This window comes from Erythrobacter sp. HA7-11, from assembly GCF_055693605.1.
Genome location: NZ_JBVFUF010000002.1, coordinates 2,094,231 through 2,108,576, shown reverse-complemented (window position 1 = coordinate 2,108,576; position 14,346 = coordinate 2,094,231). Strand labels below are relative to the sequence as shown.

Annotated in this window: 14 protein-coding genes; 7 read left to right on the top strand and 7 right to left on the bottom strand. The window is 57.3% G+C overall.

The features are described from left to right. Positions 1-18 precede the first annotated feature (18 nt). From ACZ1GU_RS10805 to ACZ1GU_RS10790, 4 genes are read right to left on the bottom strand one after another with little or no spacing between them, the layout of a single operon-like run. Complete coding sequence (locus ACZ1GU_RS10805) at positions 19-1,275, bottom strand: MgtC/SapB family protein (RefSeq protein ID WP_472647998.1); 1,257 nt, start codon at positions 1,273-1,275, stop codon at positions 19-21. Beyond that, on the bottom strand, positions 1,272-2,183 hold the full coding sequence (locus ACZ1GU_RS10800; RefSeq protein ID WP_472647997.1) for a ribose-phosphate diphosphokinase: 912 nt from the start codon (positions 2,181-2,183) through the stop codon (positions 1,272-1,274). Before ACZ1GU_RS10800 ends, ACZ1GU_RS10805 begins: the two co-directional genes overlap by 4 nt. Next, a complete protein-coding gene (locus ACZ1GU_RS10795; RefSeq protein WP_472647996.1) occupies positions 2,180-3,721 on the bottom strand; it encodes a thymidine phosphorylase family protein in 1,542 nt (513 codons plus the stop codon). Before ACZ1GU_RS10795 ends, ACZ1GU_RS10800 begins: the two co-directional genes overlap by 4 nt. Then, complete coding sequence (locus ACZ1GU_RS10790) at positions 3,718-5,025, bottom strand: MBL fold metallo-hydrolase RNA specificity domain-containing protein (RefSeq protein WP_472647995.1); 1,308 nt, start codon at positions 5,023-5,025, stop codon at positions 3,718-3,720. The genes ACZ1GU_RS10795 and ACZ1GU_RS10790 overlap by 4 nt, the downstream gene beginning before the upstream one ends. Positions 5,026-5,664: 639 nt before the next feature. On the opposite strand from ACZ1GU_RS10790, the gene ACZ1GU_RS10785 reads away from it, so the two are divergent. Then, positions 5,665-5,904, top strand: coding sequence for a Crp/Fnr family transcriptional regulator (locus ACZ1GU_RS10785; protein ID WP_472647994.1), 240 nt, complete (start codon positions 5,665-5,667; stop codon positions 5,902-5,904). A 122-nt stretch (positions 5,905-6,026) separates the two neighbouring features. On the opposite strand, the gene ACZ1GU_RS10780 is transcribed toward ACZ1GU_RS10785, so the two are convergent. The 3 genes from ACZ1GU_RS10780 to ACZ1GU_RS10770 are packed head-to-tail and all read right to left on the bottom strand — an operon-like array spanning position 6,027 to position 8,222. Next, the gene (locus ACZ1GU_RS10780) at positions 6,027-6,287 is read right to left on the bottom strand and encodes a hypothetical protein (RefSeq protein WP_472647993.1); all 261 of its coding nucleotides are present in this window, start codon (positions 6,285-6,287) and stop codon (positions 6,027-6,029) included. 44 nt (positions 6,288-6,331) lie between these two features. Continuing rightward, positions 6,332-7,033: a response regulator transcription factor gene (locus ACZ1GU_RS10775; RefSeq protein WP_472647992.1), complete on the bottom strand. Its 702-nt coding sequence runs from the start codon at positions 7,031-7,033 to the stop codon at positions 6,332-6,334. Continuing rightward, positions 7,020-8,222, bottom strand: a complete 1,203-nt coding sequence (locus ACZ1GU_RS10770) for a PAS domain-containing sensor histidine kinase (protein ID WP_472647991.1) — start codon at positions 8,220-8,222, stop codon at positions 7,020-7,022. Before ACZ1GU_RS10770 ends, ACZ1GU_RS10775 begins: the two co-directional genes overlap by 14 nt. Before the next feature lie 62 nt (positions 8,223-8,284). Here ACZ1GU_RS10770 and ACZ1GU_RS10765 point away from each other — a divergent pair, with 62 nt between their 5' ends. The 6 genes from ACZ1GU_RS10765 to ACZ1GU_RS10740 are packed head-to-tail and all read left to right on the top strand — an operon-like array spanning position 8,285 to position 14,318. Next, positions 8,285-9,655 (top strand): alcohol dehydrogenase catalytic domain-containing protein, encoded by a 1,371-nt coding sequence (locus ACZ1GU_RS10765; RefSeq protein WP_472647990.1) that lies wholly within the window; start codon positions 8,285-8,287, stop codon positions 9,653-9,655. Beyond that, positions 9,652-9,873 carry a hypothetical protein gene (locus ACZ1GU_RS10760; RefSeq protein ID WP_472647989.1) on the top strand — a complete coding sequence of 74 codons (222 nt, stop codon included), beginning with the start codon at positions 9,652-9,654 and terminating at the stop codon, positions 9,871-9,873. The genes ACZ1GU_RS10765 and ACZ1GU_RS10760 overlap by 4 nt, the downstream gene beginning before the upstream one ends. Then, positions 9,870-10,178, top strand: coding sequence for a hypothetical protein (locus tag ACZ1GU_RS10755; RefSeq protein ID WP_472647988.1), 309 nt, complete (start codon positions 9,870-9,872; stop codon positions 10,176-10,178). The genes ACZ1GU_RS10760 and ACZ1GU_RS10755 overlap by 4 nt, the downstream gene beginning before the upstream one ends. After that, entirely contained in the window at positions 10,171-11,088 is a 918-nt protein-coding gene (locus tag ACZ1GU_RS10750) for a L,D-transpeptidase family protein (RefSeq protein WP_472647987.1), read from the top strand. Before ACZ1GU_RS10755 ends, ACZ1GU_RS10750 begins: the two co-directional genes overlap by 8 nt. Continuing rightward, positions 11,076-11,651, top strand: coding sequence for a GNAT family N-acetyltransferase (locus tag ACZ1GU_RS10745; protein ID WP_472647986.1), 576 nt, complete (start codon positions 11,076-11,078; stop codon positions 11,649-11,651). The genes ACZ1GU_RS10750 and ACZ1GU_RS10745 overlap by 13 nt, the downstream gene beginning before the upstream one ends. A gap of 15 nt (positions 11,652-11,666) precedes the next feature. Then, the gene (locus ACZ1GU_RS10740) at positions 11,667-14,318 is read left to right on the top strand and encodes a cation-translocating P-type ATPase (protein ID WP_472647985.1); all 2,652 of its coding nucleotides are present in this window, start codon (positions 11,667-11,669) and stop codon (positions 14,316-14,318) included. Positions 14,319-14,346: the final 28 nt, after the last annotated feature.

The following is a 14,346-nucleotide window of genomic DNA, read 5'->3' as shown; positions in this document are numbered from 1 at the left end:
AGTGTGATCTGCGAAAGTTCACAAGTTCAGCCACCAGAAGGCAATGCTAGTTGCGAGTGCGATCATGCTGATCAAGAGGGATGCAGCCGCCGGATAAGAGCGTCGTCTACCGTTTGCCAGTGCAATCCCGAGTTTGACTGACATGTTAGCGAGGATTGTTCCTGCCAGTGCTATCGATGCTAGCCAAATGCCAATTGTATCTTCTGGTAAGCCGCCTGCAGTCACGATCGCGACGTCGACATCCATCGATCCCATCAAGAATAGCATCCATGCGATGCCTTCTTCGCCAAATCGCTCGAGGCCCCAACGAGCCGCGACAGCGGCAAGCGCAACAAATATTAGGAATCCGAGCGCGGGAAGAATCGCGATGGGATTCTTCGGCAGACGCGTTCGGCTGCCGCCTGATTGACCTCTCCACAGCCAGAACCCCGCAGCCCACGTCACCAGCAGGGCTGGCAAGACAATAATCGTGAACGGAACGATCAGGCGAGTGGCGAACACGAGCACCAAGATCACCACACGCACATACATCACCGCGCTGGCTAGGACGATGCCAGTGCACTCGACGCCGCTCGGATGATCGTCTCGCAACCTCTGGGCAAGCGATTGTGTCACAGCCGTTGAAGAATAGGCCCCGCCAATGATCGCGGTGAGCACGGTCCCATACCTCGCCCCAAACGTTCGATCGGCAACGTAACCAATGAAAGAGAATCCTGCGACTAGGATTACAACCAGCCAGAGATCTTGCGGGTTCCATGCATCGAATGGGCCCATGTCCTGATCTGGCAGGAACGGTCGGACTGCGAGCGCGATGACAGCGAAGCGCACCGCTGACTTGACGTCGGTCTCATCAAGTTGTGCGATCCAGCGATGTGTTTCGGTTCGCAGGGCGAGCACCATCGCGACCAGCGCGGCGAATGCGACGGCGACATCGGGCGAACCAAAGGTGGAGTAGAAACCCAGAGCGAGTGTCGCAAAAGCCGCGATAGCGTTTGTGGCGTCAGCTTTGCCGCTCAGCTGCGCTTCCCGATGGTAGGCAATCACGATGAGAAGCCCGAGCAATGCGATGATCGCGAAACCGATCAATACCATTTCGACCCGTGCCAGTAGACCCGCAAATCCGCTTGCGATCGCCAATACGATGAATGTCCTAACGCCGGCGGTGCGCTCGCCATCTTTCCTCGTTCGCAATGTCCACCCGCGCTCTATTCCGATCAGAACGCCTGCCGCAGTTGCACCGAGTAAAGCCAGCCAAACTTCAGCCTTTTCAATCACAGGCGATGGCGAGCGCTGGCCTGCGCAATCAGGTCTTGGGCCTCTATAATGAGCGGTTCTGAGATATCGATTTGGTGGCTGGCATAGGCCACGCTGTTGCAAGTGACTAGCCTGGCAAAGCCGTTCGAGTTGGTGACCCGATCGGGTAACTGATCGGCCAGCGCGTGTACCGCGATATAGATCGTCGGTTGCTTTGTCTGGTGCGCAATCCGTTCGATGATTTCCGCCATCGTTCCTCCACTTGAAACGATATCGTCAATCACAACCGGGGTCATCTCCTGTTCGAGGCAGTCTAGCGAGCCGGAAATCAGCACGTCTTGATCGCCCAGACGCTGCTTATCAAGAACTGCAAAAGGCGCGTCGATGCGTTCGGCAATGCGCTTGATCCACGGTGCGCTTTCGCTGTCTGGTCCAATCAGGAAAGGCGTTTCGACGTGCAATTTGATCCATTCTCCGATCGGACCGGTAGCCCGCACCGCGTGGGCAGGGATCGAGAACACTTCGTCGAGGCGCTTGATCCTGTGCAAATGGGGTTCAAGCGTAACCAGCCAGTCAAAGTGGGCCGAGAGAACTTGCGCAAAGGTTTGAGCTGAAATGGCTTCGCCGGGAAGAAAAGTCTTATCCTGACGCATATACGCAAGATAGGGCGCGATCAGCCCGACTTGATGCGCACCCTGCTGACGCGCCGCATCAGCAGCGAACAGTAATGGCATGATCCTCTCATCCGGGCGATCGAGGGTGCATAGCAAGACGACCGCACGATCCTCGACTGGGGTGTGCAGGCGAATATAGCTCTCGCCGTCGGGGAAACGTCGGTGTTCGATTTCGCCGGTCTCCATCACACCTTTGGTGGCGATACCCTCCAAAAAATCGTCAACCGCATGCAGTGCAAACAGCAATGGTTTCATATTGCGCGCTCCTCAATCAGATCGGTGTTTACCCGGTAGTAGTCGAGCGCATATTCGAGCTCGCCGATGCTCGCTCCGTGGAGCGTTATCAATGGTTGGCCGACGTCGACTGCATCGCCGAGGTTGACGTGCAACACGACGCCGGCGGCATGGGATCGGGGCGCTCCGGCAAGTTTCGCCAGACGAGCGAGCCGGCGATTGTCGATCAACGAAACCCGGCCTGGGCGTTCGCATTCGATAACATGTTGGAACGGCGCTGTTTCAGGTCTGCGAAAGCCGCCTTGCGCTGCGCAAATGGCGACGAATTTTGCCATGGCGCGCCCGTCATCGAGGATGGCTGTGGCGATTTTGGCACCTTGACCCGGCGGACAAGCACCGCCCATTTCCAGCATGGCCGCAGCGAGGTGCAACCCTCTTTGTCGCAGCTCTTGCGGTGCAGAACGCTCGCATTCGAGCACTGCAAGAACATCGCGCGCCTCAAGCGCTGGACCAATTCCGTCACCGACTGGCTGATTGCCATCAGATATCACAGTTTCCACATGCAATCCAAACGCCTTGCCAACCCCTTTCATGAAGGTGGTGAGTTCTTCAGCATCAGCTTGCGAGCGAACCTTGGCGGTCGGGCCAACCGGTATGTCGATCAACACATGCGTCGATCCAGCGGCGATCTTCTTCGACATCACTGAAGCCACCATTTGCGATGTGCAATCGAGCTCCAGCTCGCGTTCAACCCGGATCAGCAGATCGTCGGCGGGTGACAGCTCGACGCCGCCGCCCCAAACCATGCAGCCGCCTTCTTGCTCTATGACTTCTCGCATCTCCTTGCTGTTGAGATCTACGCGGGTGATAGTCGCCATCGTATCAGCGGTTCCAGCCGGGGACGTAATCGCGCGTGAAGATGTCTTGGGGATGGTAAGGCCAGCCGCAGCGACAATCGCAACGACAATCGGCGTCGTGCGATTGGCCGGGAGACCGCCAACACAATGCTTGTCGACCACCACCTTGTCTGGCCAAGCGAGCCGATCTCCGATTGAAACCATTGCCTGCGTCAATGCAACGATTTCATCGACATCGGGCGGATGGCTGGCCAGCGCTGAAATGAAGGCCGAGGTTTGAACATCTGACAGCCGACCATCGATAATATCACGGAAGATTGCTGTTGCGCATTGTTCGGTCAGCTTGTGCCCGTAAACCTTGCTGCGGAGGCCGCCCATTGAGCTCAGATTGCGTGGATGGTGCAGGGTAATGCTGTCGCCTTCGCTCAGGCCAAGCTTTTGCCATGCGGCCTCAGACAGTCCGATCTCGTCGATCGCTAATCCGGAGTTTTCCGCTTGGTACATTCTCGCGATTACTTGCTGGTCGCCGTGCCGCAACTCCACCCGTGCGCGCTCAGTCAAGCCTTCGGATCGGGCAACTGTGCAGTCCTGGTTGACGATCGCGATTGCTTCGCGCTGAGTGTGCAGCCTCAGCCGTTTGGCCTTAAGCGGCACAAGTTCGCGCGGTTTTTCAAGGTCGAGAAGTTTCGGCACGAAGGTCATGGCAGACTAACCCGCTCTCCGTGTTCGGGAACCCGCGCATTCCAGCCAAACTGCTCGTTGACTTTCAGTCGAAAACGATCCGCAGATTCTGCTTCACCATGGACGACGAAACACTCATTTGGGGCAGATTTGAAGCCGCCCAGCCAGCGTAGCAATTCGTGCTGGTCGGCATGGGCTGAAAGCATGTCGAGCGAGACAACTTCCGCTCGAACCGGGACATATTGGCCATGGATCTTGATCGTTTCTGCGCCGCCGAGAAGAGCTGCGCCTCGCGTGCCACCAGCCTGGTATCCAGCCATCACGATAGTGCTGCGATGATCGGGAGCATAGCGTTTGAGACGGTGGAGGATGCGTCCTCCGGTCACCATCCCGCTGGCTGAGATGATGATTTTTGATCCTGGTTCGGTGTCAAGCCGCTTTGAATGCTCAACATCGCGGGTGTAGAGTACGTCATCCCATGCGTCGCGGCATTGCGCCGCGCTGAGGCGATGATCGGCAGCGTGCTTGCAAAACAAATCAGTCGCGCTGCAAGCCATCGGACTATCGAGATAGACGGGGACGTCGGGCAAGGCCCCGCGCTGGCGAATGGCGTTGATGTGATAGAGCAAGGCCTGCGCGCGCCCCACCGCAAACGAGGGAATGACAACGCTGCCACCGCGCGCGACCGTTCGGGTGATGATGCTTTCCAGTTCCTGCTGCGGCGAGACGCCAGGGTGAAGCCGGTTGCCATAAGTGGATTCGACCAGCAGGTAGTCCGCCTCTGGCACGGGCTTCGGATCGAACATCAACGGATCGCCATAACGCCCTACATCACCGGAGAAGACGATGCGCTTGCCGTCTGCGATCATCTCGACTGTCGCCGCGCCCAAAATATGCCCGGCATAGCGAAATCGGATTGAGCAATCCGATGTCACCTCGATAGTTTGATTGAACGGCTGCGGTGCGAAGGAATTGAGCGCTTTGAGGGCGTCGGCCCTGGTGTAAAGCGGCAGCGCAGGCTTGTGCTTGCTGAAACCGCGGCGATTGGCGTAGCGCGCGTCTGCTTCGAGCAGATAACCACTGTCAGGAAGCAGCAACCCGCAAAGCGCCTGCGTACCCTGCGTGCAGATCACCTTTCCAGCAAATCCGTTCTTCCCGAGCAAGGGCACATATCCCGAATGATCGAGATGCGCGTGGGTCAGGACGACAGCGTCCAAGCTGGACGGGTCGATGGGCAGAGGGTTCCAGTTGCGTGAACGCAGCACTTTGTAACCTTGGAAAAGACCGCAATCGACCATCACTTTGCTGCGCGATGTTTCGATCAAAAACTTCGATCCGGTGACCGTGCCGGCTGCACCTAAAAAAGTCAGATGAATGATAACACGCCTCCTGTCAGCGAGCTGCCGCCCGTCTTGGAGTTAGGTTATGAGCATTCACGTGCAGGCGAGCGTATCCGTAAATGTCCCGAACCCGCGCGCTCGGGCTCGCAGCGATGCCTTAAGTATATTCACCGATGCCGCTTTGCCCGTGGTTGTCATTAGTCTCTCCATCTATTGAAGCAGAGACTGTGAAATCACTATGTATCAACCAACCGACTTCAAGCTACTAAGCCTGCCGATCGCTATGCCCGCGCGAGACGGCGAGACTCTTTTTGAGAAGGGCAGCGCTTGCACGCAGCCGATCGAGGTTTACAGCGGCATAGCAAGAGCGGTTGCATACTCACGTGATGGCGATCGGCAAATCCTTGCCTTCTTTTTCCTGGCGACGTCATCGGCCTGCCACTTTCGCCACAGCATAGATATTCCGCGGAAGCGGTTAGCGGACTGAGTGTTATCCAACACCGCTGGCACGCTTCTCAGATCGGACAAATTTGCGATGCGTCACCCAACGGCGATCTGGCATCTGCCATCTGGAGGGAAGAAAAAGCCTTCATCGCGCGCAGCCTGATCCTCGGGCATGTCGGTATGCGCGCTCGCATGGCGGCATTCCTGATTTATCTGAACCGGTATTTATCAACGGTGGATGGCATGCTGGATTTCGCCATTCCCCAAGGCGATATCGCATCTTATCTGGCGACTTCGCCGGAGACTGTCTGTCGCGCTTTGCGCCGGTTCCGCGATGAGGGCCTCATCGAAATGCCTTGCCGGGGCCGTTTGCAGATCAGTGATGCGCGTTGGCTCGATCTGATTGCAGAAGGAGAATAGCGATCTGGCCGAGGCGAGCGCGGAGCCTGGCCGCAATGGAAGAGAGTTGGCCGGTATTGCTTGCAAAAAGGGATGTTGTCGACAGAGCGGGCTCTCTAATCTACCGCCCAATCCGATCCGATCTATTCGGTTTCGCTCGACGCTTCTTCGGCTGTCGTGTCATCTTCGGGTTCGACCACGCGCATCGGTGTTTCAGGCAAGTTGACTTCGACCCCGCCTTCAGGCGCAGTGGTCCATTCAGGCGATGGCGGCTGAGGTTCTTGCGTCGCTGTGTCTCTGCCGATCAGGACGTCGCGAAACACGACCAATGACCCCACAATCAGCAGTAGCATGAGCACAATGATCCAAAATGCGGTGGACTTTGTGTTGTCTACGTTGGCCATGATTGCATCCTCTGTGACTCAAGACATCGGATGTATCGCTGTTGTCAAAACCAGATTTGATCCGGAAATGCCCTTAGTTCAGGCTGTCGGCGTGTCGTCGACAGTTGGTGGGGAGCTTCTAGCCGCGCTTCGTCACCCACACCGGCTGAAAACGCGATGCGGAGGAGGTCTGAGAGATTGAACACGCCGAGCTTCTTCATCAGGTTGGCACGGTGAATTTCGACCGTGCGCGGGCTGATATCAAGGTCATATCCAATTGTCTTGTTTGGATGGCCTTTGGTCAATCCGATCAAAACCTCATGCTCGCGCGGGGTCAGTCCATTGACCAGCAGTTCCGCTTCTTCACGCCTTTTGCTTTTCTCGCCCGAACGATCTAGCCGGTCGAAAGCCTCACCAATGGCTTCGAGCATGGTTTCCTTTGCAAATGGCTTTTCGATGAAGTCCACCGCACCGGCTTTCATCGAGCGCACAGCAACATCAACATCGCCATGTCCTGTCATCACGACGACCGGTGAAGGGACGCCGCGTTCTCGCAATTCCGCCTGGACCTCCAGCCCATCCATTTCCGGCATTTGGATGTCGAGCAGCACGCAACCCGGCTCAAGCGAGCGCACTTCCTTGAGAAACTCGACACCGCTGACATAGCTTTCGACTTTGTGTCCAGATGTCTTGAGCATGAAGCCGATCGAACGACGCACCGATTCGTCGTCATCTACCAGATATATCGGGTACTCACTGGTCGTCATTTTCGGTCTCCGCGAGTGGAACGGTGAAGTGGAAGGCGGTGCCCCCCAGCGCCGATGGTTCGGCCCAGATTTTCCCGTCGTGCGATTGCACAATAGAATGGCAAATCGACAGGCCAAGTCCCATGCCATCTTGCTTGGTGCTGTTAAAGGGATGGAACAGCTTCTCGGCAATTTTCTGGTCAAGCCCCGGTCCGCTGTCGATGATCGACACGAGCGCGTAGCCGTCTTTTGTCCTCCGTGTGCGCACTCGCAGTCGCTTGTCTGTAGATTCGACCATGGCTTCAAGCGCATTGCGGATCAGATTGAGCATAACCTGCTGCAATTGAACCGGGTCAACAATTACCTCGTCTGCAGCCGGATCGAGTCCTGTCTCAAAATCGACGCCTTTACCATCACCATTGATCAGCGCGAGCGCCGAGGCCTCCTGAATAATCCGCCGGAGGCTGGACATCTGCCGTTCGGTTTCACCGCTTTTGATGAAGTCGCGCAGTCGGTGAACGATCTGGCCCGCCCGCAATGCTTCGGATGCGCATTCATCCAGCGCCTCGCGGATCACGGAGAGGTTTTCCGCACTTGGATCGCTAATCAGGTCGCGAGCCGAATGCGCATAATTGGTGACCGCTGTCAGCGGCTGATTGAGCTCATGCGCCAGCGAAGTGGCAAGCGAACCCATTGCAGAAATACGCGAGACATGCGCGAGTTCGCTTTGCAGTGTGTGCAATTCGCGCTCGGTTTCATGGTTTTCGGTGAGGTCGCGCATGTAGGCCACAAACCCGCTGTGGTCGCTAAAGTTGAGGTCGCCGATCGCCAGTTTAATCGGGAATGTGCTGCCGTCGCGGTGGCGCGCTGTTGTTACTCGCCCGATGCCTATGATCTTGGCTTCGCCCGTATCTTTGTAATGATCCATGTAATGATCGTGCGCCTCGCGATCGGGTGTCGGCATCAAAAGGCTGACGTTTTCGCCGAGAACATCTGCTTCAGCGTATCCGAACATGGACTCAGCACCGCTGCTGAAGCAGACGATCTTGCCAGACCCATCTGAAATCACCATCGCATCCGGAACCGTGTCGATAAGCGCATGCAGCTCAAGATCGCTGCGCTGCATAATGAAATCTCTGAACTTCATCGTCTCGATCGAGTTTCCGGCCATCATATTCTCCGCCAAAAGGGCGAAAGAACGTCCGCTCAATCCCTAAAACCTAGGGTATTTACGCATATTTGGCGAGTCATTACTTGGGGCATTAGGCCCTTATGGCACGCATCACAATTATCGATGGTCACCCCAGTGGCGATAAAGACCACTATGTTCACGCTCTGGCGAGCGCCTACGAAAAAGGCGCGGAGGAGCTGCACGAAGTCAAGCGGATCAATATCGCCGATCTCGACTTTGCGTTAGTTCGCGAACCGCGCGTGTGGAACGAGCAAGAGCCTGAAGAAGACATCATCGAAGCGCAAAAAGCGATCGAATGGGCGGATCATCTGGTCTTCATCTATCCGCTTTGGATGGGCGATATACCGGCGCTTTTGAAAGCATTTCTTGAGCAGGTCATGCGGTACGGGGTTCGCGAACGAGATAAAGGCCGATGCGAAGTGGCGTCCGCTACTTACCGGCAAGTCGGCGCGGATCATCGTTACGATGGGAATGCCGGCGCCGATCTATCGCCTGTTCTTCCGCTCTCACAGCGTGAAGAGCCTGAAGCGCAATATTCTGCATTTTGTCGGTATCAAGCCCGTGCGCACGACTATCATTGGCCGAGTGGACAGCTGGCCGGGATACCGGAAGAAATGGCTGAAACGCGTCGAAAGTCTCGGGCGGTTCGCGCGGTGAACATGCTGAAATCCAAGATCGAAGCGCGCACCATGCAGGCCATGCAATTCGCAGGTAAAGGCAAGCCGCTGGACTTGGTCGAGCTGCCTGTGCCCGAACCGGCAGCAGGCCAAATACTGATCGAGGTTTTGGCATGCGGGATTTGCCGCACCGACCTGCACATCATAGATGGCGACATCGAAGGTCTACTGCCCATCGTTCCGGGCCATGAAATCGTCGGAAAGGTCATGGCAAAGGGGGCAGGCGCGGACCGTTTTGAGATCGGCGACCGTGTTGGAGTTCCCTGGCTTGGGTCAACTTGTGGGCGCTGTCATTACTGCCGGCACCGGCGCGAGAACCTGTGCGACGCTCCACTGTTTACGGGTTTCACCATCGACGGCGGATATGCCTCGCATGCCATTGCCGATGCTGATTTCTGTTTTGCCATTCCGGCGACGGTTGATGATGCGCACGCTGCCCCGCTGCTGTGCGCTGGTCTGATCGGATACCGTGCTTTCGCCATGTGCGGGGATGCCCAGCGCATTGGCTTCTACGGCTTTGGAGCCTCGGCGCATATATTGGCTCAGATTGCAGCAGGTCTCGGTTGCAAGATCGCCGCATTCACCAAACCCGGCGATAGTGCGGGGCAATCATTCGCGCGCAAGATGGGCTGTGTGTGGGCGGGCGGAACAGACATGCTGCCCCCTTTTGAGCTGGATGCCGCCATCATCTTTGCGCCGGCGGGTGAACTTGTGCCGCAGGCTTTGGCGGCGGTTCGCAAGGGGGTAAAGTCGTCTGCGCAGGCATTCACATGAGCGATATTCCTTCTTTCCCTTACGATCTGCTCTGGGGGGAGCGAGAATTGCGTTCAGTGGCTAATCTGACCCGCGCCGATGGCGAAAGTTTCTTCACTGCGATTGGAGCAATACCTGTGCAAACCCAGATCGAGACTTTCCCGCTTAAGGACGCAAACCTGGCGCTTGACCGGCTGCGCGAGGGAACGATTATCGGCGCTGCGGTGCTTATCCCATGATGCGGGCGCTCTTTGGTATTGTGCTGGGGGCGCTGATCATAGTCGTTCCGGCACAAGCCCAGAACAAATGGTCGACCGCACAGGCTGAGAATTTGCTGCATTGGGTCGAACAGGCGCCGGGCGAGGGCCTTGCATTGCCAGAGGACTCCAAGACGCGGCTTCGCACTGCGATTGACGTGGGCGCCTCCGATCAACTCAATTCAGTCGCGGATCGCACCGCGCTGACTTTGATGCGGGCATGGCGCGGGCGGTGCTGCAATACGGCCCGTACCGTCCTGGTGGCATATCGATGGGCGCATGAGTGATCAGGAATTGCTGGAAGGTCTTGTGCAGGCGCTGAACGCCGATCGTCTTGATCTCTACTTGCGATCAATTCGTCCCTCGCATCGCTATTATACGCAATTGATCGATGCTTTGGCCGATGAGACAGATCTAACTCGCCGGGCAATCCTCAAAACCAATCTTGCGCGCTGGCGCTGGCTCCCATCACAAATGGGGAACCGTTACCTGCTGGTCAACATTCCCGCTCAGAAATTGACCTTATGGGATGGCGGCGTGGTGAAAGGACGCTGGCGGGTGATCGTTGGCAAGCCAATCACGCGCACGCCTGTATTCACTACCCTAGTGAGCGGCGTGGTGCTCAATCCGTGGTGGGAGATCCCATCGAGCATTGCTGCCGAAGGCATAGCAAGTTTCGTCCGCCGAAATCCACGAGCAGCGCGGGCGCGCGGATACATCTACCAAAGTGGCCGATACCGTCAGATGCCAGGCGATAACAACGCGTTGGGGCGGATGAAATTGGTGATGCCCAATCCCTACAGCGTCTTTCTTCACGATACATCCAACCGCGAATTGTTTGCAAAGGATCGGCGCTTTTTCAGCCACGGATGTATCCGCGTTGATCGGGCGCTGTCTTTTGTCGGCACCTTGCTGGCGAAGGATGGTTGGGACCGATCGCGCGTTGAAGCCGAAGTTGCGACGAACGAAACGCAGACCGTTCGCATGTCCGAGCCCATCCCTCTTTATGTGACGTATTTCACTGCAGAACCCTCGCTATCTGGTGGGATTCGTTTCTGGGAAGACGTCTATGGTCGCGATCCGAGTTCAGGTCCGACGGCGCTCGACATGAACCCTACGGGCATTTACGGATCGCCGTTTACCAGCATTTCTTCCAATTCTGGTCTCACCGAAGGAGGCCAAGCATGTCTGAGCTGAATTACCCGTCATCACCCGATCAGCAAGTCACGCGGTTTTCCAACCGCGAAGCCGAGAAAGGCTGGAGCGGCATAGTGACCACGAGGGCTGGAGAGAAAATCTTCATCTCCCCCGCACGCCCGTCAGACAAGAAGGCGCTCGCACGCTTTTTCGAAGGCGTGAACCGGCGCGATCTCTTCTTCCGGTTTCTTTCAGGCATTCGCAGAGTTGATGAAGAACGCCTCGCGCAGATGGTGGACGACACCAACGATCATACCATTGATTTCCTAGCTTTCGATCCCAAGACCGGCGAGGTTCTTGCAAGTGCGATGCTTGGTGCGGATGAGGCCTTCGAAAGCGCTGAATTTGCTGTTTGTACCCGCGCGGACATGAAGCAGCGCGGGATCAGCTGGGCTCTGTTGGACCACGCCGTCCGCTATGCTGAGTCCATGGGTGTGAAGAAGATCACGTCGATGGAAAGCGCACAGCAGAGGGACGGTTTGGACCTAGAGCGCGAAATGGGCTTTATGATCCGTCCGTGCCCCGATGAGCCTGATTTGATCATCGCCGAAAAGACGTTTTGACCGGCGCCTTTGCCGATGACCGGCACGGGAAGCGTCTGGCACGCACTGAGCGCTGAGCAGACGCTTCGCCATCTGAACTCAACGACCGCAGGATTATCCGAAGCCGAAGCTGACGCTCGTCTGCTGCGATACGGCCCCAACCGGTTGCCAGAGGCGCGGATGTTGGGCCCACTTCAGGTGCTCCTGCGCCAGTTTCGCAGCCCACTGATTTATCTTTTGGTGTTCGCTGGCGTTCTATCGCTGGTTCTTGGTGATCGCTGGGATGCGACATTCATCTTCGGAGTTCTGCTTCTTAATGCACTGATCGGCGCATTTCAGGAACTGAAAGCAGATGCGAGCGCTCGCGCGCTGCGATCTTTGGTCCCGCATACCGCCCGGGTGAGGCGGAGCGGTGTAACCAGAGATGTGGGGTCCGAGGAGATCGTGCCGGGCGATGTAGTGGAGCTGGAAAGCGGCGTCTCTATCATCGCCGATATGCGACTGATCGAAGCTAACGGGCTGGAGGTGGACGAGTCGACCTTCACGGGTGAATCGATGGCCGTAAAAAAGCGCGCCGACCAGCCCATGCCCGAACAAACCGTTGTCGCTGACCGTACCAATATGCTTCACGCCGGAACTTCAGTGGTCGAAGGTCGGGCCGTTGCAGTGGTGACACAGACAGGTGCTGCCTCTCAGCTTGGCCATATCGATCGAACCTTGGCTCAGGCAGCCAGTAGCGCCAGTGCTATTCCCTTGGTGCGCCGGATGGCAGTGCTTGCCCGTCAGATCGCCTTGATTGCGGTGGGGTTGATCCTTGTTCTTGGGGTCTTGCTTGCGCTGGAGGGGCAGTCGCTGCGCGACATCATCTTGCTCGCAATTGCGCTGGCCGTCGCAGCAATTCCGGAAGGGTTGCCAATCGCGGTGACGGTGGCCCTGTCGACCGCCGCCCGGCGCATGGCACGGCGCAATGTCATTGTCCGCGCTCTCCCTGCCGTTGAAGGGCTGGGCGCTTGCACGCTGATCGCCAGCGACAAGACCGGGACGCTGACTGTCAATCGCTTGACGGTTGAGAAAGTGGCGCTTCCAAACGGAGAGAGTGTTGATCGTACCGAGTGGCAGCAAGGGGAAGCGGATCATCTGCTCGCAAAACTTTCCGAGGCTGCGGGCTTGTGCAACGAGGCGCAGCTCGGTGTACACGGAAGCCCGGTTGGGGACTCAGTGGATGTCGCGTTGCTCGACTTTGCGCGCGAGAATGGCGGGAATGTTGAAGCGCTGGTCAGCGCGCACCGACTTTCGATCGTGCCGTATGAACCGGCCCTTCGCTTCGCAGCAGTCGAAGCCCATTTAGGATCGAAGATGCGCACGGTCGTCAAAGGCGCGCCAGAGACTGTGCTTCCCATGTGCCGAGGTGAGTTCGCTGACGCACTCGATCTGGCCGAGCAGCTTGCGGCGGAAGGGTATCGTGTCCTGGCTCTTGCTGAAGGGCGCAGCCATCATGACGGCGGTCATATCCGTGACCATCTGCACGACCTTGAGCTTCTCGGCTTTCTTGGCCTTACTGACCCGCTTCGTCATGGAGTGACGGAAGCAGTGGCGAAATGCCGCGAAGCTGGTGTTGCCGTCGCGATGATTACCGGAGACCATCCTGCCACGGCACTGGCGATTGCGCGCAAGCTCGGGATGGATGTTGATGAAGCCGACATGGTCACTGGTGCGCAACTGCAAAGCGTAGCTGATGATCACGAGGCGTTTGCCCGGCGCGTGAATTCCAGTCAGGTTTTTGCGCGCACTGAGCCGGCGCAAAAACTGGCTATTGTCAAGGCACTGGAAGAGGCGGGACACACAGTGGCGGTCACCGGAGACGGTGTGAATGATGGGCCGGCGCTGCGCATGGCCGATATTGGCATCGCCATGGGGCGCGGCGGCACCGACGTAGCGCGCGGGGCTTCCGACCTCGTGCTAGCCGATGACAATTTCGCGACGATTGTCGCCGGGATTGAAGAAGGGCGCGTGACCTTCGCAAATATCCGCAAGATCGTGCTGTTCATGCTCGCGACTGGGGCGGCGGAAATCCTCATGTTCCTGCTGGCAATATCGCTCGGCCTGCCGATGCCCCTGACGCCAGTCCAACTGCTTTGGCTCAATCTTGTGACCAACGGCGTGCTTGATGTGACGCTTGGCTTTGGGCGCGGGGATGGCGATGAATTGGAGCATGCACCGCAGCGAAAGCTGGCCTCACTGATCAACCGCGATGCCTTTATCCTCATGCTTCCAGGCGCTGTCTTAATGACTGTGATCGCTGTTTGGGTGCTGCAAGACCGGCTGGCGCTGGGCATGTCGGTGGAAGATGCGCGAAATCACGTGCTGCTGATGGTCGTTACGTTCCAGATCGCCTTTCTGCTGAGCATCAGGAACCTGACCGTTCCTTTCTGGCGCTGGCACTCCCCTGAAAACGGATGGATGTTTGTCGGGATGGCAGTCGCAATTGCCTTGCAGATCGGTGCGCTAACATTGCCTGTGCTTCAAAGGTTTCTAGACACCGGTCCGGTTAAGGCTGAATTCCTCCTGGTTTGTGCTGCATGCGCTCTTGTCGTGCTCTTGGCGACGGAGGCAGCCAAGTTCTGGCTCGCGAGAGGATCGAGATCATACGGAAGTTTCCGTATCGGTGCGCACTCATCAACCCCGTAACATTGCGTCCTCATTCAGATCCACGGAG

Bases quoted from the DNA above. Each gene is read 5' to 3' on its own strand.
- ACZ1GU_RS10800 (WP_472647997.1), bottom strand. From the start codon at position 2,183: ATGAAACCATTGCTGTTTGCACTGCATGCGGTTGACGATTTTTTGGAG.
- ACZ1GU_RS10795 (WP_472647996.1), bottom strand. From the start codon at position 3,721: ATGACCTTCGTGCCGAAACTTCTCGACCTTGAAAAACCGCGCGAACTT.
- ACZ1GU_RS10785 (WP_472647994.1), top strand. From the start codon at position 5,665: ATGCGCGCTCGCATGGCGGCATTCCTGATTTATCTGAACCGGTATTTA.
- ACZ1GU_RS10780 (WP_472647993.1), bottom strand. From the start codon at position 6,287: ATGGCCAACGTAGACAACACAAAGTCCACCGCATTTTGGATCATTGTG.
- ACZ1GU_RS10775 (WP_472647992.1), bottom strand. From the start codon at position 7,033: ATGACGACCAGTGAGTACCCGATATATCTGGTAGATGACGACGAATCG.
- ACZ1GU_RS10765 (WP_472647990.1), top strand. From the start codon at position 8,285: ATGGCACGCATCACAATTATCGATGGTCACCCCAGTGGCGATAAAGAC.
- ACZ1GU_RS10760 (WP_472647989.1), top strand. From the start codon at position 9,652: ATGAGCGATATTCCTTCTTTCCCTTACGATCTGCTCTGGGGGGAGCGA.
- ACZ1GU_RS10755 (WP_472647988.1), top strand. From the start codon at position 9,870: ATGATGCGGGCGCTCTTTGGTATTGTGCTGGGGGCGCTGATCATAGTC.
- ACZ1GU_RS10750 (WP_472647987.1), top strand. From the start codon at position 10,171: ATGAGTGATCAGGAATTGCTGGAAGGTCTTGTGCAGGCGCTGAACGCC.
- ACZ1GU_RS10745 (WP_472647986.1), top strand. From the start codon at position 11,076: ATGTCTGAGCTGAATTACCCGTCATCACCCGATCAGCAAGTCACGCGG.
- ACZ1GU_RS10740 (WP_472647985.1), top strand. From the start codon at position 11,667: ATGACCGGCACGGGAAGCGTCTGGCACGCACTGAGCGCTGAGCAGACG.